The following is a 22761-nucleotide window of genomic DNA, read 5'->3' on the forward strand; positions in this document are numbered from 1 at the left end:
TCGAATCCTGTCGGGCTCACCAATTCAAAACCCCCGGAACCCAGAAGTTCCGGGGGTTTTGCATATCTTGGTTTTGGCCCTGGCTTTTGCCATCGTATTTCCCGATCGATCACGGAAACCCTGTCCCGCCCTGAATGACCTGCTCGGTGCAGGGGATCAGCATGAAAATGTATTTTGGCCTGTTGGTTGCGATTGCATCGCAATTCTATTTCCTGTAAAGAATGCAAATCAGTTTCAAACGCACCAGAGCAGGACGTCTGGTGGTGATCAATTTTGTGATCGGGAAAGTTACATGTCTGACCCTGTGAATTCATCAGCCGCATCTTCGGATGCGCAAACGCCGCTTTCTTCCGATGGCGCACTCGTCCCGGTGGGGGCTGACTCTGCGACCGGAAACCTTAATGCGGACGGTTCTGTCATGGTGGACCCGAATACCGGGCTTGCCATTGATGCGACGGCAACGACCCAGTCGAACGGTATGCTGGATGGCTTTGTTGGCCTTCCGGTGATTGAACAGGTCGACCGGGCAGGCGTTGTTGGCTGGGTGCTGGCCGCGATGGCGCTGATCGGGCTTATGGTGTTCTTCTATAAGCTGGTCGGTTTCCTGCGCCGTGGCGTTTTTGCCGATGGCTTTGTAAAGGATGTCGAACGTCACTTGTCATCGGGTGACGAGCAGCAGGCGGCCGAAGTTCTGGCTCGCCGTCGCCATCCGGCCGCGCGTATTGCCCTCTCGGGCATGATGCTTCCGGTAAGTTCGTCTGAGGAACGTGAAGCGGCATCGGATCTGATTGCATCGCGTGCGCGCAAGGAAATCGATGGTCTCAATGGTGGTCTGCGGATCATGTCGGCCATTGCCGTGCTAAGCCCGCTCTTGGGCCTTCTGGGTACCGTCATGGGCATGATCGAGGCCTTCCAGCGCATGGAAGGGGCTGGCAGCCGTATCGATCCGTCTGTGCTGTCTGGTGGTATCTGGCTGGCACTTCTGACAACCGCAATCGGCCTTGTGGTCGCGATCCCGGCAACCGCCTTTCATATGTGGATGCAGGGCGTGATCGGCCGAGCTGCCGCCACGATGGAAGATGTTTGTACGCTGGTGGTCAATCGCGGTGAACTGGCCCGCAAGACGCTTACCCGCGCATCAAACATTTCCGAACTGCGCCACGCCGCCGAATAAAACCCGTTTCCGAAAGTCGCCCCATGCAGCTGCGCGAACGCAACAGCGGTTCTACACCGATGATCGGTCTGACCCCGCTGATTGATGTTGTCTTTATCCTGCTGATCTTTTTCATGCTGGCTTCAAGCTTCCTTGACTGGAAGGGCTTTGAGATGTCGGTCAGCATCACCGATGGTCGCGCCACCAGCCAAAGCGATACCCGACCGGTCACGGTCGAAGTCGATGTGAATGGTGGCCTGTCGATCAATGGCAATGCGATTGCGCTGTCCAATCTGGCACCGACGCTTTTGCGTGATCATGACGGATCACCGGTGCGCCTGCGGCCGATCAATGGTGCCAATCTGCAACGATTGGTCGAAGTCATGGATACGCTGGGCCGCGGTGGTGTCACGGACGTGGAGTTCATTGAATGAAACGCCGCATCCAGATTGCCGAGGACGGACCGGTTCAGGAACCGATGTTACCTTTGATCAACATCGTCTTCCTGCTTTTGATCTTTTTCATGATCGCCGGAAGCCTGCAAAAACTCGGTCCCTTTGAGGTTGATCCACCTGCCAGCCAAACGGCCGAAGGCCAGCCGGAAGACACCATTGTCCTGTGGTTTGGCAGCAATGGCGAAATCGGGATTGATGATCTGACGGGTGGGCTTGATCGCCTGTCGTCAATGCTGCCAGCCGATTATATCGGCCGTCCGGTTGAAATCCGGGCCGACCGCGAAGTCGAAGGTGCCAAGGTCGTGACCCTTCTTGCGCGCCTTCAGGAACTTGGCATCGAAAAGGTCCAATTGATGACGGCCATGCAGCCGGGTCAGGAATAGCATGTCCAAACGCGTTGATCTTTTGATTGCGACCGGGCTGACCGGTCTTGTCCTGACTGGCGGGATCGTGCTTGCCATGCCCGATCCGCAGCCATCGGGCTGGGGTGGGGCAGGGGCCGTACAAAGTATCAGCATTTCGCTGGGTGCCGGGCAGGCCGAAACCGGCGAGGCTGAGACAGACACCCAAAGTGCCGACGCGGTCGACAGCATGGCCGCCGAAGTGCCCGAAGAAATCGTCGAACCGGATCCGGAACAGGAAACCCAGCCTGAACCGATCCCAGAGGAAGTGGTCGAGACGGAGCCAGAGCCTGAACCGGAAGTTCTTCCGGAACCAGAGCCGGAAGTTGTCGAGGAACAGCCAGAACCCATTCCGGAACCTGAACCGGTCATCGAACAGGTCGCCGAACCGGAGCCTGAACCGGAACCTGAACCGGAACCCGAGCCGGTTGTCGAACAGCAACTGGCAGAGGTCCTGCCGGTGCGCATGAAGCCCAAACCACCCGTGGAGCAGGCAGAGGCCCCGCAACCGACCAAGGCGCCAGAGCCGGTCGAAAAAGCCGCCCAGCCAACGCCGCAGCCCTCCGGGCTGACCAACTCCGTCAAGTCAGAGGGCACGACGGGTGAAACCACCCAAAGTCAGGCGGCCAGTTCATCGGCTGGCAGCGGTGGTGGTGCGGCAAGCCAGGCCAAGATGGTGGATTATCAGGCATCTGTTTTGCAAACGCTGGCGCGCTACCGCGAATATCCCGAACGCGCCATGCGCCGCCGGATCGAGGGCGAAAACCGTATTCGCCTTGTCATTGCGCGCGATGGCACTGTGCTTGAGGCCAGCATGGTGAGTTCAAGCGGATCAAGCATCCTTGATCGCGAAACTGAACGCCTGATCGAACGCGTGCGGAAATTCCCGCCATTCCCCGACGAGATGACCGAACAACAGGTCGTCTGGACCGTACCAGTCGCCTATCAGCTTCACTAGAATGACAAACGCCAGCCCTTGAAGGCTGGCGTTTTTGTTTGCGTAGGGCGCGTTTAGGCGTCAGGCGTTTCGCCGTCTTCCCAATGATAATCAAGTGGTGCTTCGCGCCAGGCGAATTTGTCGAGATGGACGATAATCACACCCTTCATGCTCTCGATACCCTCGGACTTGTGTGACTGCCCGTCAAAGGTCAGGCGGTCCTCATGGGCGGTAATGACGCACGGCCCCATCGGAAATGCCACATTGCCGGTGGTTTCGCCCAGATCGACCTCGACCTTGTGGGCGAAATGTTTGCACAGCTGGACAAGATACTTGGCGGCCTTATCGGTTTTGACCGATCCCTTTGTGATAAACATCTGGCGATCTCTCTGTTTGCGTTTGCTGGTTGGGCGGGCTTATGGCGACGGCGCGTCATTCAGGCCGATCCAGTAGACACCGTTCAGATCAACCGCCTGAAAGCGCTCGAAAAATGTTGCCAGTTCGGCGTTCGGATCAAGGTCGGCATAGATGTCGGAATGGAGCCACTTTGCCATCGCCTGCAGGGCAAACACATTGATCGGGTTGTTATAAATGTGATGCCAGACGGAATAGACCTTCCTGTTTTTAACAGCACTTAGAAGCGGCAGGCCAGTACGTTCCATGCTGTGCGCCAAGGACGCACGCGCCTGATCGGCATTTGTGTTTGCACCAAGGACAATGCGGCGTGCATTTGTTTCTGCATCCAGCCCGGACGATCCGATGGCCGTGCTGATATAGACGTCCGGGTCAGTGAAGATCACCTGTTCGACCGATATCTGGCTGATTACGCCGGGAACGGTATCGGCAAAGATGTTTTTACCACCAGCCAGGGTAACGAACTTGCCGATCATCTCGTTGCCCATGGCTTCGCAGCAGTTCTCGGCAAGGCCGACACGGCTTTCAAGGAAGACACTGGGTTTTTCGGTGATCTCTGTGGCGCGTGAGGTCACCTTTCGAAGGTTTTCCTCATAGAATTTAACAAAGGCTTCTGCCTGTTCTTCCTTGCCCATCAGCTTGCCGAGAAGACGGATGCTTTTGGGCGTGTTTTCAAACGGCTTGGCCCGAAAATCGATCATCACCACCGGGATGTCTGCCGCACCCATGACAGACAGAACTTCGTGGCTGGTGGAGCCCGGCCCATGGCCGCCCGACATGCCAAAAATTGCCACGTCGGGTTCGACTGTCACGGCCTTTTCAACAGAAAACGTTTCCTCGTTCTGACGACCAACCAGCGCGATATCATCAATCTCGGGGAATTTTTCGCGGTATTGCGCAAAGGATGCCGGATCAAGCGATTTGAAGTCGCCCATCATTCCGGCAATCCAGCGCACCGGATTTTCCGGATCAAGAATGCCGATCGACGGCAGGAAACGCCCTTCGCCAAGGATCATGTGTTTGACCGGCACCTCGACAGTGACTTCACGTCCGGCAATATCAGTCAGTGTGACCGTTTCACCAGCGGATGCGTTTGCACCCCAGATCAGTGTCGCCGCAGCAAAGGCAAGAAGATTGCGAATTTTCATGTCAGGTTATCCTGAAGGTGTGTCTTGTCGTGCATTTCAAACGCCAAAACGGGCAGCACCTGATGTGCTACCCATTTCGGTTTGATGTGTGTTTCTTCGCGTCCTAGAAATCGACCTTCGCCGAAATCAGGAACGTGCGTCCGGGTTCGTGATAGGGCTCGACGTTGCTGTTGTCGTAGCCTGTTGTGGTGCGGGCAACATAATCACGGTCAAAGATGTTCATCGCATCCACACGCAGGGTAACCGCATCGTTCAATACTTCCGGGACCCATTCGGCATAAAGGTTTGCAACAAAGTAACTGTCGAGTTTTTCGTTGCCATTGTCCTCAGGGCTGTCATCAGATAATGCGAGTTCTGCGTTGCCCCCGATACGTACGCCGTAATCATCAAAACTGTGCCCGGCATCAACATTCACAATGTCACCGACGATAACCCCCTGATAGGCAGCACTGGTGCTCACCGGAACGGAGCCGTCTGTTTTGACATTTGTATGTGTGTAGCTTGCCCGGATGTAACCCGGTCCATAATTATAGGTCGCTGAGAGGTTTAAGCCGCGCGTATCAAGATCAACGGTGGTATTGCGATTTGAGGTCGACAGATCATGAGACTCATTGATCAGATTGTAGAAAAGATTCCCGTCGAATGCCCAATCCTGCAGTGTGACGCGTGACCCCAGTTTTGCATTGTATGAACGCGATGGGCTAAAGCCGGTGTAATCCCAGATGCCTGAATAGTTGTAGATCGCAGACTCACCAAGTGGCAGGCCGCCAAACGTTGTACCCAAACCGCCATATGCCATGACGGTATCAGTAACGTCATATTCGGTATTGGCATTGCCACTCAGGCCGAATTCGCTGAAATCGGTTCCGTCTATGCCTTCAAACCATTGCTGATCACCACGGCCGCCAAATGAAACGCGCCAACGGTCTGTCAGTGACAGCCTTGCCTGTGAGAAAACACCGATATTGGTTGAAGTTTCAGTAAATCTTCCCGCCCGACCCGCTGGACGGGCTGTGTCGCCGCCACCGGTGGCTTCGTCGTGATAGAAGTCGAAACCAGCGGTCAAATCTCCCATGCCGACGTCAAAGGTGTTTGCGGCCTTGCCATTCAGGGTTTCAATCACCGACTCAATATGTGTGCTGTCATCAAGCTTGGGTACGTCAAGATGCGTTTTGCTGTAATTCAGGCTGAGTTCCGGGGCCAACATGTCAGTTGGCTGTTCATCAACGTAGCTGACACCAAATGACGTATCCTTATAGGAAATCCATTGCGGTTGGGTGGTCCTGGTCGGTAGGGATGCAAAGTTCGGACGAACCGGGCGCACACCTTCGTCAACAAGGTGGCTGGCAAAGGCTTCGAACCGACCGCCATCATTTCCGGTAAAGGCAAACTTGCCCAGACCGCTCTCGCTGCCATCGGCTGTGCCAGTTACTTCGTCGCCGGCGCCATCCTTGTAATTCCCCTGATTGCTGTTCTTTAGATATGCCAGCGCTTCGATGTTTTCATATTGTCCGGCAACGGTAAGCCACTCGGCCAAACCCTTGGTATTGGAGTTATATTGGAGCTTTGCCCAACCACCCAGTGACTCACCATTTTCGAGAACGTCGCGGGCATCGCGGGTTTCATAGAACATGGAGCCACCAAGCGCGTTCGGGCCGGCATCTGCTGGTGAGACACCTGACTCAACTTCGACCGATTTCAGCATGGCAGGGTCAATGATCGCAGTGCCGATATGGTGGAAGGTTGAATCAACCTGTCGCGTGCCATCGACCTGTACATTGAGTTTGGTGTTCTCAATGCCCTGGACATAGACTTTTTGCGAAATCGCTGTTGGTCCACCGACCTTAATACCTGGTTCGTTGGCGAACACATCCTTGATCGTCTGCGGGTTTTTGCGATCCAATTCTTCCTCGCCAATCGAAACGCCCCCGGGAAGGCCCTGTGCCGATTTGGCGGATGCGGTGACTTCGAGGGGCTTGGTCACGGTTTCATCATTGTTGGCCTCTTGGGCAAAGGTGATTGATGGCAAAACCGCAAGCGAAAAACCGGCAAGAACGGTTGTGCGCAAAAGGGCGCTGATCCGGGGCGAAGAGGCTGGCGAGGCTGACTGTGGCATGTTCATTTCCTGAGAAATATAATTGCAAATGCGAATGATTGTGAATATTATTTTCGCAGGCGGGGATGCAACAGGAATGATGTTTGCCAAATCGCCGGACATGTTTGCGAAATCGTCAGCATGTCTTTGCAAAGGCCATTCGGCGCCGATTGCATGTTCAAAGATGCTTTGTGACTTCAAAATGATGCAGGAGAGGTTTGTGGGGGTAACAGCACACCGGCAAATAACGCGGCGTGACTCTATTACCAGGAGCCATCTGGAAAAACGCGGCACCCTTATCCATGAAGCAGGCGAGCTCGGCAACGCCTTGGCAAGTCGCGGCGTGTTGATGAGCGGGCGCATGTCATTTAGCGATACGCAGTCGTTTCTTGATATTCACACCTCCGACACGATGGAGATGAAGGATGCCATCGCCGACTATCATGTCGGGGCGGCGGTAAAGGTCGCCATTATGCTGAAGGGTCGGCTGCAGGCCGAGTTTGACGGCGTGCCGGTTGACCTTGATGCGCGGGATCACCCGGTCGGCTTTATCTGGGCGGTGCCGCAGCCCTCGAAGGTCAGGCGTTATATCCACAAAGGCAGCGAAATCAGCAAGGTGATGATTTCGGCACAGTTTGACTGGGTCTTGCGCCAGCTTGGCAAGTCACCGGCCCGCTATCGCGAAATCGCCGACTTCTTCAATGCAGGTATTTCTGTGCGCAGCTGGCGGCCGTCACGCCGCGTACTCGCACTTGCTGATCAGTTGATCTATCCGCATGCAACGGATCCGCTTATGCGCGAGCTGTATGAAGAAAGCCGCGGGTTGGAGATTTTTGCCGAGGCACTATCCGCCATTCAGAACTGTACGGACCAAACTGCAACGTTTGGCAAAAATTCCGGCCCGGATGCGCTGGATCGTCATCATCGTGCACAGGAAATCCGTGATTTCATTCTGGCCAGTGACCCGGAACAACAAACCCTTCCGACCATTGCAGCCGCCATCGGGATCAGTGTCACCAGCATGCAGCGCATCTTCAAAGATGCCTATGGCATGACTGTAAAGGATTTCATCCGTGAAAGCCGCCTTGTCGCGGCCCGCGATGCCATGGAAAAGGACGGCCTGACGATTGCGCAGGCCGCCTGGGCGGCGGGTTATAAGAGCCCTGCCAATTTCGCAACCGCCTTCAAGCGCGTCTTTGGTATCACACCGTCCGAGGCACGCGACCGCTAGCAACGGGCTTAAGCAGCACGGCCTCGGGGGTGAAGGCGGTGTTTGATCCTATGATGTCAGCTTCGTGATGAAGGCATCAACATCGGACCGCAGTTTTCGGAATTCTGTTTAAGTGCTCGCGAGACGTCCGAAACGTTTTGCGCGACCGTGCTGGTGCGTTGCGCGGTGCCATTGACGGTTTCCAGGCTGCCGTTCACATCGCGATTGGCCGAAGACACCGCGTTGATATTGCCACTGATTTCGGTGGTGGCGGCGGCCTGTTGTTCGACGGCTGCGGAGATGGCGGTAACTGAATCAACAATGTTGCTGATCTGGCCGGCGACACCGTGAATGGCATTCACCGCGGCAACCGTGCTTTGCTGCACATTGTTGATTTGTGCTGTGATATCGCCGGTGGCCTTGGCGGTCTGATTGGCAAGGTTTTTGACCTCGCTTGCGACCACGGCAAAGCCTTTGCCCGCTTCGCCGGCACGGGCTGCCTCGATCGTGGCGTTCAGGGCCAGAAGGTTGGTTTGGCTTGCGATCTTGTCAATCAGGTCAACCACAGTGCCGATCTGCTCGGCAGCGGCATTGAGGGTTTCGATCGTGTCTGATGTTTGTTGTACAGACACTTCAACTTCGTTGGAAATTGTCGAGGCCCGCGAAACCTGGCTTGAGATTTCGCGAATGGAGCTATCAAGTTCTTCCGCCGCACCGGCAACCGTGGTGGCATTATCGGCAGACAGTTCAGCAGCGCCACGCGCCTTTTCAACTTCGCCCTGGGTTTCTTGCATGCTGGCCAACAGGGTTTCAGATGCCTGTGACATATCTTCGGCTGAGCTTGAAACGGCGGAAACTACCGTTCCGATGGTTTTTTCAAACTCGTCGGACATTTGCTGAAGTTTGTCGGCATAGGTCTTTTGCGTTTCTTCGTAATAGACCGTAATCGCCATTTCGACATCGATCAGCAGCGCATTGGTCGAGCCGATGATCATCAACGGCAGTTGTGAATCACGACTGAAGTTTTTGCACAGCACGGCGGTGATTTCGCCAAGCATGAAGTTATAGGCCGAAACATATGCCTCGGGTGTCAGTCCAATCCGTTCGTGAGCCTTACCGATGCGGCGCACGTCGTCGTAAAAGGATTGATCGAATGCGCCGTCAAAAAGTTTGGCCCAGTGTTTGGCCTGGGCATTCTTCAGACGATCAATGTTTGACGGATCACCGACAATTTTTGCCAGAGCCGCGTTATTCATCACCTTATGGTAAAACTGATCAAGCATGCCCGGCAGGTTTTTTTCAATCACTGGCCATGCACGTTTGAGCTGTTTTATTTTAGGTTCGTCCAGTCCGATGAAGTCGAGACGGCTTTTCAGTTCAGGATGTACCACTTTTGATCCCCCGAGAAACAACAAGCAATGTGAACACTTAAAAGATGCTGTTTCTTTAGGTTGGACCTGAATGGTCTAGTTTAACTATCCAAAAGGTTAGTATGGTGTAATTTTATGGAATTAAAATACTGTTTCCATGTGTTAAATTGCGCGGATAAAGAGAAAAAATAGAAAAGATTTCTCATTTCCCGATCTGCTGCGTCATAGGGGTCCTTATACCATTGGTCGAATGGAGGCTCCTATGCCAATCAATGCCACGCAGCTTCGCACCCTTGTCGTCAAACCGGTTCTGGCGGCCCTCGGATTGCCTGCATCAGATGTCGCGGAAAACCTCATCATGGGCACAGCCGCCCATGAAAGTCATTTGGGCGATTATATTGAACAGGTCGGTGGTGGTCCGGCGCTGGGAATTTTCCAGATGGAACCGGCAACCCTGCATGATTGTTATGAAAACTATCTTGATTACCGGGCGGACCTGAAAGCCAAAGTGGACGGGTTTCTTGCCCCGCAGCCAGCACAAGCAGACGGTACGCCCGACAAGGACGCACAACTGGCGACCAACCTGGCCTATGCCACAGCGCTTTGTCGTATCCGCTACTACCGGGCACCGGCCGCGATGCCGACCGATCCCAACGACGTCAACGGGCTGGCCGCCTATTGGAAGCAATATTACAACACGCCGCTTGGGGCGGGTACGGTTGAACAGTTCGTTGCCGATTACAATCGCTACCTTGGGTCGTAAGACACTGTTGGCGGACTGAAGGCCAGCATTCCGTAGCGGCAAGAAAAAATATTTCCTGATTTCGGCAAAAATAGTGGAAAAGGACAGTCGTTTTAGACAAAATTCCCCTCCGCAAGTTGGTGGTTGCGCAAAAAACCACCAAAACACAAGAATTTAAGGGGATCGGAATGAAACGTCGTCAGTTTCTAAAAGGGGCCGGACTGGGTGCGGGGGCGGTTGCTGCTTCGGTTGCAGCACCGGCTGTTGTATCCGCACAGGAAACGCTGAATTGGCGCATGGTAATGCCATGGCCAAAAGGAACCCCGGGACTTGGCACCAATGCCGAAAAGTTCGCCGCCATGGTCAAGGAGATGTCGGCTGGTCGCCTGAATATCACCATCTATGGTGCGGGTGAACTTGTGCCGCCGTTCGAATGCATGGATGCGGTCGAACAGGGTGTCGCCGAAATGGCGCACGGTACCCCGTATTACTGGCAGGGCAAAAACCCGGCCCTTAACTTCTTCTCGACCATCCCGTTCGGTCTGACCGCGTGGGAGCTTTCAAGCTGGATCCGCTTTGGCGATGGTCAGAAGCTTTGGGAAGAAGCCTACGAAGAATTCAACGTTGTGCCGTTCTATGCCGGTAACTCTGGCATGCAGGCTGGCGGCTGGTTCAACAAGGAAATCAATTCGCTCGATGACCTGCAGGGCCTTAAAATGCGTTATGCCGGTCTTGGCGGCGAAGCCATGCGTCGTGCCGGTGCCAACGCCACCATGATCCCGCCGGGTGAAATCCTGCCGGCGATGCAGTCGGGCGCGATTGACGCGGCCGAGTGGGTTGGCCCGTGGAACGATATGGCGTTTGGTCTGTATCAGGTTGCCAAATACTACTACACACCGGCCTTCCACGAACCTGGCCCGGGTCTTGAGATCTTTGTTGGTAAGGACAAGTTTAACGCGCTGACACCGGATCTGCAGGCGATCATTCGATTTGCCGCACAGGCGATTGCCGAAAACACGTTTGCCGACTTCACCTTTAACAACATCCAGTCCTATCAGCCGCTGATCGACAAGGGTGTTGAGGTGCGTCAGTTCCCCGATGAAGTCATCATGGCGCTGGCCGAACATTCCAAGGCCGCTGTTGATGAAATTGCTGGCCAAAACGACCTTTCGGGCCGGATTGCGGCAAGCTACCTTGACCTGGTTAAGAAAGCCGCACGGTATGGCAAGGAATTCGAGGCCACTGGTCTGATGCACCGTGCAAAGGTCTGGGGCTACTAAGACCGGGCTAGAGCACGTCGCGTTTAATCTGTATCATTTTGTTTGTTTTTGGCGAACCGTTTGGCAAGGCACAGCGTGCAGAGCGATGCGGCGCATCGGTCAAACGGTGTAACGCCGCGAAACGTCGCCAAAATCAAACCCTTCGGGCCGGGACAGCCTTCCGCCCCACTGCGTCAGGATCCTTGACCGTAGCCCCGCTACGCTTTGCGGATCTTTCCTAGTGCGACAGAAGACTGTCTACGGCAAAATGGTGCAGATTAAACGCGACGTGCTCTAATATCTTTATCGGACGTTCGGTTCGATCCCCGATCAGGGACTGCCATTCTGGCGGTCCCTTTTTGTTTGGCCCTATGGTTGAAAATTTATCGACGAAATGTCGATGTCATGCGCTCAGTGCGATGCTGCATCCCGCAATCGTTAATTGTTGCCTGCGCCAAAAACCGTAACTTTGGGCTCAAACAAGGTTACGAAATTATCTTCGTGAACTTTTTACGCAAAATTTTACCAATATTGGGAGCCCCACAATGAAACGTCGCGCGTTTCTGGGCGGTGCAGGCGTTGCCGCAGGCGCATTTGCCGCTACTGCCGCTGCACCATCAATCGTCAAAGCCAATGAAACCATCAACTGGCGCATGGTTATGCCTTGGCCAAAAGGAACACCTGGTCTTGGTGCGAACGGTGAACTGTTTGCCGAGCGTGTCAACAAGATGTCGGGCGGTCGTCTGAACATCACCGTTTACGGTGCGGGTGAACTGGTCCCGGCACTGGAATGCATGGATGCGGTCGAACAGGGTGTTGCTGATCTTGCGCACTCCACCCCGTATTACTGGTTTGGCAAGGACCCGGCTGTTTCGTTCTTTACCACCATTCCGTTCGGTTTGATGGGCTGGGAGCTTTCCGGTTGGCTGCGCTTTGGCGGTGGTCAGGCGCTGTGGGACGAGCTTTATGCCCAGTTCAACGTCAAACCGTTCCTGGCGGGTAACACAGGCCTTCAGGCCGGTGGCTGGTTCAATAAGGAAATCAATTCGGTTGACGATCTTAAAGGTCTTAAGGTCCGTTATGCCGGTATCGGTGGCGAAGCCATGCGCCGTCTGGGTGCGACCCCGTCGCTTCTGCCGGCCGCCGACATCCTGCCAAGCCTGCAGTCGGGTGCGATTGACGCCGCCGAGTGGGTTGGTCCGTGGAACGATTATGCCTTTGGTCTGGCATCGGTTGCCAAATATTACTACACCCCGGCATTTGCCGAACCGGGTTCAGGCATCGAAGTCTTTATCAACAAGGACAAGTTTGCCGAACTGCCCGAAGACCTTCAGGAAATTGTTGCCGTTGCCGCACAGGCCAATGCTGAACAGACCCTGTCGGATTTCGCGTTCAACAACATTCAGTCCTATCAGGCGATCCTTGAAAAAGGCACCGAGATCCGTCACTTCAATGACGATCTGATCAATGCTTTTGCGACGGCATCTAAAGAAGCGCTTGAAGAAATTGCTGCGAAGAATGAACTCACCGGTCGTATTTATGCGTCCGTGATGGATTTCGCCAAGAAAGCCGCCCCTTACGGCAAGGAATTCGAGGCAACCGCGCTTAACCAGCGCGCCAGTGTTTTTGCCAACGGCACTTACTAAGCGCCAAGGCAACTTAAATGAAAAAGGCCGGCACTTTAGGGTGTCGGCCTTTTTTTGTTGTCGGGTGTTTGCTGCCATAAAGGGCTTAGTGCACGGTCGGCGCTTTTGGTGCTGCTGGCAAATCGAACGTGAACCTGTCCTGATCCTTCAGCTCCTCATTCGCCGCGCGCTTGACCAGTTCGGCGGCGAGGACCAGCGACGTTTCAATCGCCCATTTAAGCTGTTCGACCGCGCCCTCGTTCCCGGCATTAAGGGCCTCTGGCAGGATGCGTTCCTGCAGGAACTTGGCGACACCGGCAAAGGCGCGCGCGGCACTTTCGCAATTGTTGCGTTCGACCATGAAGCGACCGCTTTGTTCAATCGCATCGGCAATCCCGGCCAGATGGCCCATCATGATGCGAATTTCGGCGTCATCGGTTTCGGTCTTTTTTGCGACGAACCGCAGGATACCGGCATAAAAGCCATAATCAGAAGTCATCTGAACCACGCTTTCCTTGATCTTTGGTCTCAAATCGATTTGCGCCGTTTTAGACAATTCACCCGCCGTGGTATAGTCCTCGATAACAGATAATTGTGACCGCCTGGACAGGCGGCGATAACAAGGGCGTTTGCGTCGATGCTTCAGGGCGGACTGATCTTTATTGTTGCCATGACCTATATCGGGTTGTTGTTTGCCATTGCCCATTATGGCGACAAATATGCCGACAAGTGGCGCGCATCCAGATTAAAGCCGACGATTTATGCCTTGTCGATGGCCGTCTATTGCACAAGCTGGACCTTCTTTGGCTCGGTGGGCTCGGCGGCTACCGGGGGATGGGCGTTCCTGCCGATCTATATCGGGCCGATTTTGGTGATGATTTTCGGTTTTGGCATCATGACCAAAATCGCCCGGGTTTGTCATAAGCAAAACATCACCTCGATTGCCGATTTCCTCGGCTCGCGATATGGCAAAAGCCAAAGTCTGGCCGCCCTTGTTGCGCTGATCGCGGTGGTTGGCGTGCTGGCCTATATTTCCCTTCAGCTCAAAGCGGTTTCGATGTCGTTTGATGTGCTGATCGGCGATCTCGGGCAGCAGGTCGTGCGCCATTCCGAAGGCCATTTTTCAAAGGATACGGCGTTTTATGTCACGATCCTGATGGCGGTGTTCGCCATCCTGTTTGGCGTGCGTTATATCCACGCATCCGAACATCATGACGGCCTGATCCTGGCGGTGGCGTTTGAAAGCCTGATCAAGCTTGCAGCCCTTTTGATGGTCGGCTTTTTTGTCGTTTACGGGATGTTTGACGGCTTTGTCGATATCAATCAACGCGCCCTGTCTGATCCGACCGTGCGGCAGATGTTTATTCCCGATACCTGGCTGACATCAAACTTCTTTATCGCCACCATGCTGGCAGGGTTTGCCATTTTCTGTCTGCCGCGGCAGTTCCATGTCACCTTTGTCGAAAATGATGACAGCCGCAACCTGACCAGCGCGCGCTGGCTGTTCCCGGCCTATCTGGTTGCGATCAACATCTTTGTCGTGCCGATCGCGATTGCCGGTCTGTTCATGTTTGGCCATAACCCGGCGGTCAATCCCGATACCTTTGTTCTGACCTTGCCGTTACTCGGCGGGCAGAATTGGCTGGCGGTATTTGCCTTTATCGGTGGGTTGTCGGCCAGTACCGGGATGGTGATTGTGTCCTGTGTCGCGGTTTCGACCATGGTCTGTAACGATCTGGTCATGCCGCTTTTGCTGCGTTCCGAACGGCTCCAGAAACGCATGTCTGGCGATGTCAGCCAGGTGCTGTTGAAAATCCGCCGGGCCGCCATCATTGCCATCCTGTTTCTGGCTTATGGCTTCTATCGGTTTTTGGCGGAAAACTATGCGCTCGCCGATATCGGGATGCTGTCCTTTGCCGCCATGGCGCAGTTCGGCCCGGCGGTTCTCGCCGCGATCTACCTTAAAAATATCAACCGGACCGGGGTGCGGCTTGGCCTGACATCGGGCTTTGTGCTTTGGGCCTACACGCTTTTGATGCCGGCCTTTGTGCAGGGCGGGTTGTTGCCATCCTCGCTCCTGACCGATGGGCCGTTTGGCATTGGCATTCTGAATCCACAGGCCCTTCTTGGTGTCGGCATCGAAGATCATCTGACCCACGGGGTTGTGTGGTCACTTGGTGTGAACTTTGTTTTGATGTTTGTCGGCTCGGCCGTTGGTGTGCAGGGTGTCACCCAGCGCCGTCAGGCGCAGGTCTTTGTCGATGTCTGGCGCAAGGATACCAAGGCGCGCAACGATACCTGGCCGGGCCGGGTGACGCTGGGCGATCTCGAAGATCTGGCCGCAAGGTTCCTTGGCAAGCATTGGGCACAGCGCGCCTTTCGCAATTATCTGCAATCGCGCGATGGCGAAACCAAGCGATCCGATCTTGCCGATGTCGATGCCGCGAACTTTACCGAACATCTACTCTCCGGGGCGGTCGGCGCCGCATCCTCGCGCGTTGTGATGGCGCTTTTGCTGCCCGACAAGGCCGTATCACGCCGCGATGCGATGGAATTGCTCGATGAAGCATCCGAGGCCATCAAGTTCAACCGCGACCTTTTGCTCAACACGCTTGAAAACATCTCGCAAGGGGTCGGGGTGTTTGACCAGAACTTGCGCCTGGCCACATGGAACCACCGTTTCATCGACTTGCTTGGCATTTCGACCAGCGACATTCAGGTGACATTGCCGCTGTCGGAGCTTGTTCATATCTGCCGCGATAACGGCAACCGGGCGGTCGATATTGATATTCTGCTGGGGCGCAATGCCGCACCCCAGATGCGCCGTTTGCCGCATACCTATGAGCGCAAGCGTGCCGATGGCATGGTGCTCGAAGTCCGCACCAACCCGATGCCCGATGGCGGGTTTGTCGCGACCATTGCCGATATTACGGCCCGTGTGCGCACCGAAGAAGCCCTGCGCGATAGCGAACGCAACATCCGGATCTATACCGACAACATTCCGGTGATGATCGCCTATGCCGATAAAAATCAGCGCCTGCGCTTTACCAACCGGCCGTATGAACGGATGTTTGGCCTGCGTCGGGTCGAGGCCCACGGCATGTCCGTCCGCGAAGCAGTGGGCGAGGAACGCTATGTCCATCTCGCCCCGATGATCGATCTTGTATTGCAGGGCTATCGCCAAAGCTTCGAGATCGAATTTCCCGCCATTACGCGCAACCGCAATGATGAACGCGCCACCCTTGGCGTGCGTGAAGGCCGCTATGCCGAAGGCACCTATATCCCGCACTTTGACGAAACCGGCGAAGTTCTGGGCTATTTCTGCATCTATCACGACATCACCGAACGTAAGACCGCCGAACAGGCGCTCAAGGAAGCCAACGAAGGCCTCGAAGCCCGCGTGACCGAACGTACCCATGCGCTTGAGGTGCTGAACTCCGAACTTTCGGATGCCAAGGAACAGGCCGAAACCGCCAACGATACCAAGACCCGCTTCTTTGCCGCAGCCAGCCACGACCTGCTTCAGCCGCTTAATGCCGCGCGCCTGTTTACGGTGGCGCTGGGCGGCAAGCAGGGGCTGGCGGATGACATCCTTGATCTTGTCGGCAAGGTGGATCTGTCGCTTAAGGGCGTGGAAGAACTCCTCAACGAGCTTCTTGATATCTGCAAGTTGGACGCCGGCGCGATGCAACCGACCATTCGTGACTTTGCCATCAATGATGTGCTGGGTGCGCTTGAAACCGAATTCGGCCCGATTGCCGAAAACGCGGGGCTCAGCTTCAAGGTCCATAAACGCGATCTGTGGGTGCGCAGTGACAGTCGTTTGCTGCGTCGTATCCTGCAAAACTTCATTTCCAACGCCATGCGCTATACCCGCACCGGCGGGGCGGTGGTTGGCTGCCGTGTGCGTGGCGATAAACTTAAACTTGAAGTCTGGGATAGCGGGCCGGGCATCCCCGAAGACAAACTGAAAATCATCTTCCGCGAATTCCATCGCCTCGAAGGCCCGGAAACCACCGATGTGAAGGGCCTTGGCCTTGGCCTTGCCATCGTCGACCGACTTGGCAAATCACTCGGTCATCCGGTTTCGGTGCGCTCGCGCCCCGGTCGCGGCACGGTCTTCTCGGTCGAAGTACCACTCGGTGTTGCCGATACCGCCGCCACGCCCAAGCCCAAACGCCGCATGGCGGGCGAGTTGGGCGGCCTGCGCGTGCTGTGTCTTGATAACGAACCAGCGATCCTGGATGGCATGCGCGCCATGCTGGAAAACTGGGATTGCGTCGTGGTGACGGCCCAATCGGGCACGGCTGCCGAAAGCCTGCTGACACAGGAAGTCGATGGCAAAAAGCCATTCTCCCCGGACATCATCCTTGCCGATTACCACCTTGATTCCGGCCAGACCGGCCTTGATGTCCTGATCCGGCTTCGCGATGTTCACGGTGTTAGTGTCCCGGGCGTCATCATCACCGCCGACCGCGCGTCCGAGACCGCAGACCTGATCGCCGCCCAAGGCTACTCGCTACTCAACAAACCGCTGCGCCCGGCCAAGCTGCGTGCGCTCATGACACGCGCGCTCAACCGGTTGGGGAGTGATGCGGCGGAGTAACATATGCTTTAATGTTCTGTATCGATGCGCTTATACTGCCAATAGTAGAAAAATAATATCTGGTAGAGTTAATGAAAAAGAAACTTCAAGTATTTGTTTCAAGTACATTTCTTGATCTCAAGAAAGAGCGTCAAGCTGCTGTTGAAACAATACTTAAGGCAGGGCACATACCGGCCGGCATGGAACTTTTTAGTGCAGGAAATACGTCTCAGTGGGAGACGATAACTAAATGGATTGATGAGTCAGACGCATACATGCTGATTCTTGGCGGACGCTATGGCTCGTTGGAAGAAAACAGTGGTCTCAGTTACACCGAGCTCGAGTTTGATTATGCAACGAGTAAGAAAAAGCCACTATTCTCCGTCGTGATGTCTGATGAGTGCTTGAACAATAAGGTTAAAGCCGACGGTGTTGATGCCATTGAGCAACTAAACTCGGAGAAATTAAATCGATTTCGTGAGAAAGTTCTAAAGAATATTTCAAGGTTCTTCGATGATGAGAAAGATATTAAACTTGCTGTTCACGAAAGCTTAGCTGATATCGCGTCGTTGCCAAACGTAACGGGTTGGATTTCAGCAGCAGATGTTAACGTAGAGCATCTTGAGAAAGAGATAGTCCGCCTCAACAGAGAAAAAGAAGGATTGCAAAAGAGGCTCGACAAGGCGGTAAGTAAGGTTGGAGAAAAGTCTACAGATGAGGGAACTTTTGAGGAACTCCAACACATTCTGAGTAACAAGATTCTGGACATCCCAGAGACCTTAGCTGGCGGGAAGAGTGATGTTAAACTGTCCATTTTGGATACGCTAAAATGGCAGCGGCGAGCTCTCGTAAACGGAGTCTCTAATCGGTTTAATGCTAATAAGGGAGAAAATTTTCTATTCAATTATGTTTGTCCAGAACTAATCATTCACAATCTATCTATTAATGAGAAAGTTCCTGGAGTTAATTACCGGAGATCAGCGTTGAGTGATTTAGGACTGCGGTTTCTTAGCTACCTAGATAAAAAGGAGCATTTCAGAAAAGCTGAAGGCTCGACAAATAAGTGACTTTCTTGGAATTCGGACCAAAGTAAACTAGCTTTCAGGAAAAGGGGACAGCTTTATTTTCTGTCCTACGCGCTTTGTCGAGCTTGCTGAATCAATATATCTGCTAGAATGTTCCAAGATTTTCCATTTTGTTACCTGTAAAACAGGATGGCCTAAACGGCGTCTAGGGTGGTAATCGGGAATTGTTGCGCTTCATATTGATCAATCAGTATGCCAAGCGCTTCAAGCTGATTTGCTTCAGGCGTTCCGGGTTTGGCGTCCCAGAGGTTTTCAAGCTTCTCCATCATGGCAGCATAGTCAGCCTCGGTCTTCATGGTATCGGGCGTTTGCATGGTAAGGATTCCTTCAATCATGGATAGGATACCATAAGTCGGTAATTGGGGCACAATGTTGTTCTATCGACTGGAGAATACAAGTTTTGCGCCCATAGCAATAAAGGCCCCGGCAAAACCCTTGCCCATCCATGCCATGACGTTCGGGCGTTCGATGATATGGCTGCGCAGCGCCCCAGCAAAACATCCATAGACCACAAACACCGCAAATGTCATCGCCATGAAGATCAGGCCGAGCAAGGCCATTTCTAGCGTTGTATTGGGCGTATTAGCGCTAACAAATTGTGGCAGGAAGGCTAGGAAGAAGACTGATAGTTTGGGGTTCAGAAGGTTAAGCAATATGCCGTCGCGGATGATTTTAAGCACGCCCGCAGCACTTTCATTAGCGGTGACTTTCATCGCACCGGTCCCGAACCACATGCCCCAGGCCATATAAAGCAACCACGCGACACCCAGATAGCGCACGATTTCAAAGGCGACCGCGCTGGCATGGAGCAGGGCAGCAAGGCCAAGGATGCTGGCCGTCATATGCGGGACGATGCCAAGTGTGCAGCCGAACGCCGCCCAGATGCTGGCCTTCATGCCGCGGCCCAGTCCAAGGGCGAGGGTATAGATCACGCCGGTGCCGGGCAGAACGACGATGATAAGAGAGGTTATCAGGAAATCGAGGCTGATCATTTTGCATCCGTTCGTTGAAGGTTGTTGCCCTCAATCTACTGATGGCGAGCCAAGCATTCTTGAACGGAATTGCAGGATGATTTTGCCAAACTCGTCATTCCGGCCGGAGCGGAGCGCAGGCCCGGAATCCATGGCCCGTCGAGACAAAGATGGATTCCCGCCTTCGTGGGAATGACGATTGGTTGATTGGCGGTCGTTTCTGTGGCTGTGGTTAGTTTGCCCGGATCGCGCGGGCATAGCGGCCCGGTGTCAGGCCAAAGGCACGGACGAAATGCCGGTTCAGGTGGCTTTGATCGGCAAAGCCCGCGGCACTTGCGATATCGGCAAGCGTTTCGCCGCTTTTGATCATGGCGCGCGCCAGATCAATGCGCCGCTGGATCAGATAGGCGTGCGGGGTGAGGCCCGTCGCACGGGCAAAGTCGCGGAGCGTCTGAAACTTGCTTAAGCCCGTTGCGTTTGCAAGATCATCAAGGCTGTGGCTGTGTGTCGGGCTGTCATCGAGCAACGCCTTGGCGCGTTTGATCCGGGCATGGGCAACAGCCGTTCGGGCGTTTGATTTCGGGGTGGGTTCACCGGGACCGATCATGGCGTGATGGAGCATCATCAGCAGCATTTCTTCACGCCGGAGCCGTGCGCTTTCTTCCGATCCGTTGGTGATGGCATCGAATAATGCACCAAAACAGTGCCGAACGTGGGGGCTGTCCATCACGGGGCGGGTGAATTCATATTGATCGGTGGCGGTTTCAGAAAGGTCACTTGCCGCGCGCGCGATCAGATCCGGGTCGAAATACAGCATATTCCAGCCGCGCGGAGCATCGCCAATCGGATGGCCATCATGCACTTCGCGGGGATTGACCGTGATAATGTTGCCTGCCCCGGCCTCCACCATGCCGCGCCCAGACGCGGATTTTTGCGCCCCCGCATACATGAAGCCAATGCCAAACGCCTCATGCGTGTGTTTGGCAAAGGAATGGCGTGTTTCGGCCATGACGGCTTCAACACCCAGACAATCATGGGCAATGACTTCGACCTTGTTCATCGCACAAAACTGGCAGCGTTTGCAGATTTTGGCAATGGCGTAGGGTGTAGTGCTGGCTGATAACGCTACTTGCTGTTTGCCGGAATGGAGCGGTCGGGATTGTTGCTTGTCGAATGCGGGCCCAGCAGTTCGCGAAGCCCGCCCAGGCCTTCGACGTGATTGGAAATGACGCTGGCAACGATCAGAAGCGGGACAGCAACCAGAATGCCGACAAAGCCCCAAAGCCAGCCCCACAGTGCAATGGCAAGCACAATCGCAACCGAGTTGATTTTAAGCCGGTTGCCAATAAGCATCGGCGTGATCAACTGGCCTTCAAATACCGTGCAGGCCAGATAAAGTGCCGGCGCAATCAGGGCCTGTCCGGTTGTTTGCATCGACACAAGCGACACCACACCAACAATCACCACACCGGTCATTGCACCAAGGATCGGCACATAATTCAGCACCGCCGCCGCGATCCCCCAAAGAACAGGGTTGGGCAGGCCGATAATCGCCATCAGTGTCCCGATCACGATGCCAAGCAAGATGTTGATTGCAGTAATCGTCGCGAGATAGCGCGAAACTTCGCGTTCCACGTCATGGGCGATGCGCAATCCCTTGCGCCGGTCACCAAAGGTCGGAAGTGAGCGGATCAGTTTCTGATAAATCCGATCACCGCCTGACAGGATAAACAGCAACAAAACAAGCATCAGTGCAATGCCCGCCAGAATATCGGGTGCGCCTTGGGCGGCCTGGCTGATCAGGTTGGGTTCGGCAACAACGACCCTTTGAACGTCTTCATCGCCATTATTCTGATCGGTGGCCTCGGAGACCTGCTTTTGGGCTTCGCGGAGTTTATCAAGCGGTTCGCTAAGATCGGCAAGGCGCAGGCGCAATTGACGCTCGATATTTGGCGCTTCATCAATCCAGCCCGATACCGGGCCACTCAAACCATAAATCCCGGCAATCACAGTCGCGCTGAGTGTCAGAACAATCGCAAAGGCCGTAACAGCATTGGGGATGTAAAATTTCGCAAAGGTGCGGACAACCGGCGAAAACACAAGCGACAGCAAAAACGCCAGAACAACCGGCAGCAAAAGACTTTGCGCGACGTAAAGGCAGCCCAATGCCAAAACCACAAATGTGCCGATCACTGAAATCGTCCGCGCCCGGCGGTACACCCGCGCACGCGCATTGGTGCGGCGTTCCGCATCACTGGGAACAGTCGCATCCGTCTCTGCCGCCGTGCCATTGGCGGGCGGATTGGCGTCCGATGTTGCGGAGGCTTCAGGTGTTTCTGGCGAATGCGCGCCGCATCTGGCCGACATACAAGGACTCCCGACAGGGCAGGGCAACCGCCTGCAAACGTGTTTTTATCTGGATGTATGGATTAAACGGCTGAGCAGCGGGGAAGTTCCGCAGGCTGAAACCCCAAGGTGGATTTAGCCAAATTCGACCAATCAGGCCTCGATCGCCGGTTCCTGCAACTGCAATTCGCGCGCGATGATCACGGCCTGGGTGCGGCTATGGACCGAAAGCTTGCGCAGGATGGCCGATACATGGGCCTTGACCGTCGCCTCGGTGACATCAAGCTCATAGGCGATTTGCTTATTGAGCTTGCCTTCGGTCAGCATGTTGAGAACACGCAATTGTTGCGGGGTAAGCTGGCCGATCTTTTCGGCAAGGCCGGTGGCCTCGTCATCGGCCGGGCCGTTTTCCATGGCCTCGCGTGCCCAGTCGGGCATCCACATGCCACCATCCAGTACGGTCTTGACCGCAAGGCCGATCTGATCGACGGGGGCTGATTTCGGGACAAAGGCCGATGCGCCATATTCAATGGAACGGCGCACAACAGGCAGTTCCTGACTGGCCGATACAATGGAAACCGGAATGTCGGGATAGGATGCACGCAGGGTAAACAGGCCGGTAAAGCCATTCATGCCGGGCATATGAAGATCAAGCAGGACAAGATCGATATCGCCCTTGTGGGCTTCGATCTGATCAATGGCTTCATACAGGCTGCCGGCTTCAAGGACCGATACGTTTTCCAGTTCCGAGCTTAACGCCTGTTTGAGGGCTCCGCGCACTAGCGGATGGTCATCGGCGATCAGAACCTGGAACGTTTCGGACATTGGCGATTTTTCCCCTGAAAGTTATCATTCCCCGACAGGTCGCAATTATTCTATCCCGTTCAAGCGGAACTCACAAATTATTAGGTGAGAAAAGGATGGGATATTTTTGATTTTGGTAGGGTGCGACCCGGTGGACGCCG

The 22761-nt window shown here is 54.7% G+C and carries 20 protein-coding genes; 10 read left to right on the forward strand and 10 right to left on the reverse strand.

The genetic code is table 11. The annotated features are described in order from the left end of the window. Positions 1-292 precede the first annotated feature (292 nt). Genes B3Z49_RS03530 through B3Z49_RS03545 form a run of 4 tightly spaced genes read left to right on the forward strand, consistent with a single transcriptional unit; the run spans position 293 to position 2967 of the window. Positions 293-1174, forward strand: coding sequence for a MotA/TolQ/ExbB proton channel family protein (locus B3Z49_RS03530; RefSeq protein ID WP_296988270.1), 882 nt, complete (start codon positions 293-295; stop codon positions 1172-1174). 23 nt (positions 1175-1197) lie between these two features. Continuing rightward, positions 1198-1587 (forward strand): ExbD/TolR family protein, encoded by a 390-nt coding sequence (locus B3Z49_RS03535; RefSeq protein WP_008892303.1) that lies wholly within the window; start codon positions 1198-1200, stop codon positions 1585-1587. Beyond that, positions 1584-1991 carry an ExbD/TolR family protein gene (locus B3Z49_RS03540; protein WP_008892304.1) on the forward strand — a complete coding sequence of 136 codons (408 nt, stop codon included), beginning with the start codon at positions 1584-1586 and terminating at the stop codon, positions 1989-1991. Before B3Z49_RS03535 ends, B3Z49_RS03540 begins: the two co-directional genes overlap by 4 nt. 1 nt (position 1992) lies before the next feature. Then, the gene (locus B3Z49_RS03545; RefSeq protein ID WP_296988274.1) at positions 1993-2967 is read left to right on the forward strand and encodes an energy transducer TonB; all 975 of its coding nucleotides are present in this window, start codon (positions 1993-1995) and stop codon (positions 2965-2967) included. Positions 2968-3020: 53 nt separating this feature from the next. Here B3Z49_RS03545 and B3Z49_RS03550 read toward each other — a convergent pair whose 3' ends face one another. The 3 genes from B3Z49_RS03550 to B3Z49_RS03560 form a co-directional block, all read right to left on the reverse strand. After that, positions 3021-3323 carry a DUF2218 domain-containing protein gene (locus B3Z49_RS03550; protein ID WP_287445331.1) on the reverse strand — a complete coding sequence of 101 codons (303 nt, stop codon included), beginning with the start codon at positions 3321-3323 and terminating at the stop codon, positions 3021-3023. A 39-nt stretch (positions 3324-3362) separates the two neighbouring features. Further along, positions 3363-4508, reverse strand: a complete 1146-nt coding sequence (locus B3Z49_RS03555) for an ABC transporter substrate-binding protein (RefSeq protein ID WP_296988277.1) — start codon at positions 4506-4508, stop codon at positions 3363-3365. Between the two features lie 103 nt (positions 4509-4611). After that, complete coding sequence (locus B3Z49_RS03560; protein ID WP_296988278.1) at positions 4612-6624, reverse strand: TonB-dependent receptor; 2013 nt, start codon at positions 6622-6624, stop codon at positions 4612-4614. Positions 6625-6964: 340 nt separating this feature from the next. Between B3Z49_RS03560 and B3Z49_RS03565 the strand changes: the two genes are divergently transcribed. Then, positions 6965-7834: a helix-turn-helix transcriptional regulator gene (locus B3Z49_RS03565; protein WP_296988280.1), complete on the forward strand. Its 870-nt coding sequence runs from the start codon at positions 6965-6967 to the stop codon at positions 7832-7834. A gap of 56 nt (positions 7835-7890) precedes the next feature. Here B3Z49_RS03565 and B3Z49_RS03570 read toward each other — a convergent pair whose 3' ends face one another. Beyond that, positions 7891-9204, reverse strand: coding sequence for a globin-coupled sensor protein (locus tag B3Z49_RS03570; protein WP_296988281.1), 1314 nt, complete (start codon positions 9202-9204; stop codon positions 7891-7893). A 241-nt stretch (positions 9205-9445) separates the two neighbouring features. Between B3Z49_RS03570 and B3Z49_RS03575 the strand changes: the two genes are divergently transcribed. The 3 genes from B3Z49_RS03575 (at position 9446) to B3Z49_RS03585 (ending at position 12830) form a co-directional block, all read left to right on the forward strand. Next, positions 9446-9946, forward strand: coding sequence for a hypothetical protein (locus tag B3Z49_RS03575; protein ID WP_064782520.1), 501 nt, complete (start codon positions 9446-9448; stop codon positions 9944-9946). Between the two features lie 167 nt (positions 9947-10113). Continuing rightward, positions 10114-11205 (forward strand): TRAP transporter substrate-binding protein, encoded by a 1092-nt coding sequence (locus tag B3Z49_RS03580; protein ID WP_296988282.1) that lies wholly within the window; start codon positions 10114-10116, stop codon positions 11203-11205. 524 nt (positions 11206-11729) lie between these two features. Beyond that, positions 11730-12830 carry a TRAP transporter substrate-binding protein gene (locus tag B3Z49_RS03585; RefSeq protein ID WP_296988283.1) on the forward strand — a complete coding sequence of 367 codons (1101 nt, stop codon included), beginning with the start codon at positions 11730-11732 and terminating at the stop codon, positions 12828-12830. A gap of 85 nt (positions 12831-12915) precedes the next feature. On the opposite strand, the gene B3Z49_RS03590 is transcribed toward B3Z49_RS03585, so the two are convergent. After that, positions 12916-13308, reverse strand: coding sequence for a hypothetical protein (locus tag B3Z49_RS03590; protein ID WP_296988284.1), 393 nt, complete (start codon positions 13306-13308; stop codon positions 12916-12918). Between the two features lie 138 nt (positions 13309-13446). Here B3Z49_RS03590 and B3Z49_RS03595 point away from each other — a divergent pair, with 138 nt between their 5' ends. Further along, complete coding sequence (locus tag B3Z49_RS03595; protein ID WP_296988286.1) at positions 13447-17415, forward strand: hybrid sensor histidine kinase/response regulator; 3969 nt, start codon at positions 13447-13449, stop codon at positions 17413-17415. A gap of 71 nt (positions 17416-17486) precedes the next feature. Next, complete coding sequence (locus tag B3Z49_RS03600) at positions 17487-18461, forward strand: DUF4062 domain-containing protein (RefSeq protein ID WP_296988288.1); 975 nt, start codon at positions 17487-17489, stop codon at positions 18459-18461. A gap of 152 nt (positions 18462-18613) precedes the next feature. On the opposite strand, the gene B3Z49_RS03605 is transcribed toward B3Z49_RS03600, so the two are convergent. The 5 genes from B3Z49_RS03605 to B3Z49_RS03625 form a co-directional block, all read right to left on the reverse strand. Further along, positions 18614-18793, reverse strand: coding sequence for a hypothetical protein (locus B3Z49_RS03605; protein ID WP_296988290.1), 180 nt, complete (start codon positions 18791-18793; stop codon positions 18614-18616). 63 nt (positions 18794-18856) lie between these two features. Then, positions 18857-19471: a LysE family translocator gene (locus tag B3Z49_RS03610; protein ID WP_296988292.1), complete on the reverse strand. Its 615-nt coding sequence runs from the start codon at positions 19469-19471 to the stop codon at positions 18857-18859. Between the two features lie 211 nt (positions 19472-19682). Then, on the reverse strand, positions 19683-20510 hold the full coding sequence (locus tag B3Z49_RS03615; RefSeq protein WP_296988294.1) for an AraC family transcriptional regulator: 828 nt from the start codon (positions 20508-20510) through the stop codon (positions 19683-19685). Between the two features lie 65 nt (positions 20511-20575). Beyond that, a complete protein-coding gene (locus tag B3Z49_RS03620) occupies positions 20576-21817 on the reverse strand; it encodes an AI-2E family transporter (RefSeq protein WP_296988295.1) in 1242 nt (413 codons plus the stop codon). A gap of 132 nt (positions 21818-21949) precedes the next feature. Beyond that, positions 21950-22621 carry a response regulator gene (locus tag B3Z49_RS03625; protein WP_064782527.1) on the reverse strand — a complete coding sequence of 224 codons (672 nt, stop codon included), beginning with the start codon at positions 22619-22621 and terminating at the stop codon, positions 21950-21952. Positions 22622-22761: the final 140 nt, after the last annotated feature.

Source organism: Thalassospira sp. UBA1131, from assembly GCF_002311515.1.
Taxonomy (GTDB): Bacteria; Pseudomonadota; Alphaproteobacteria; order Rhodospirillales; family Thalassospiraceae; genus Thalassospira.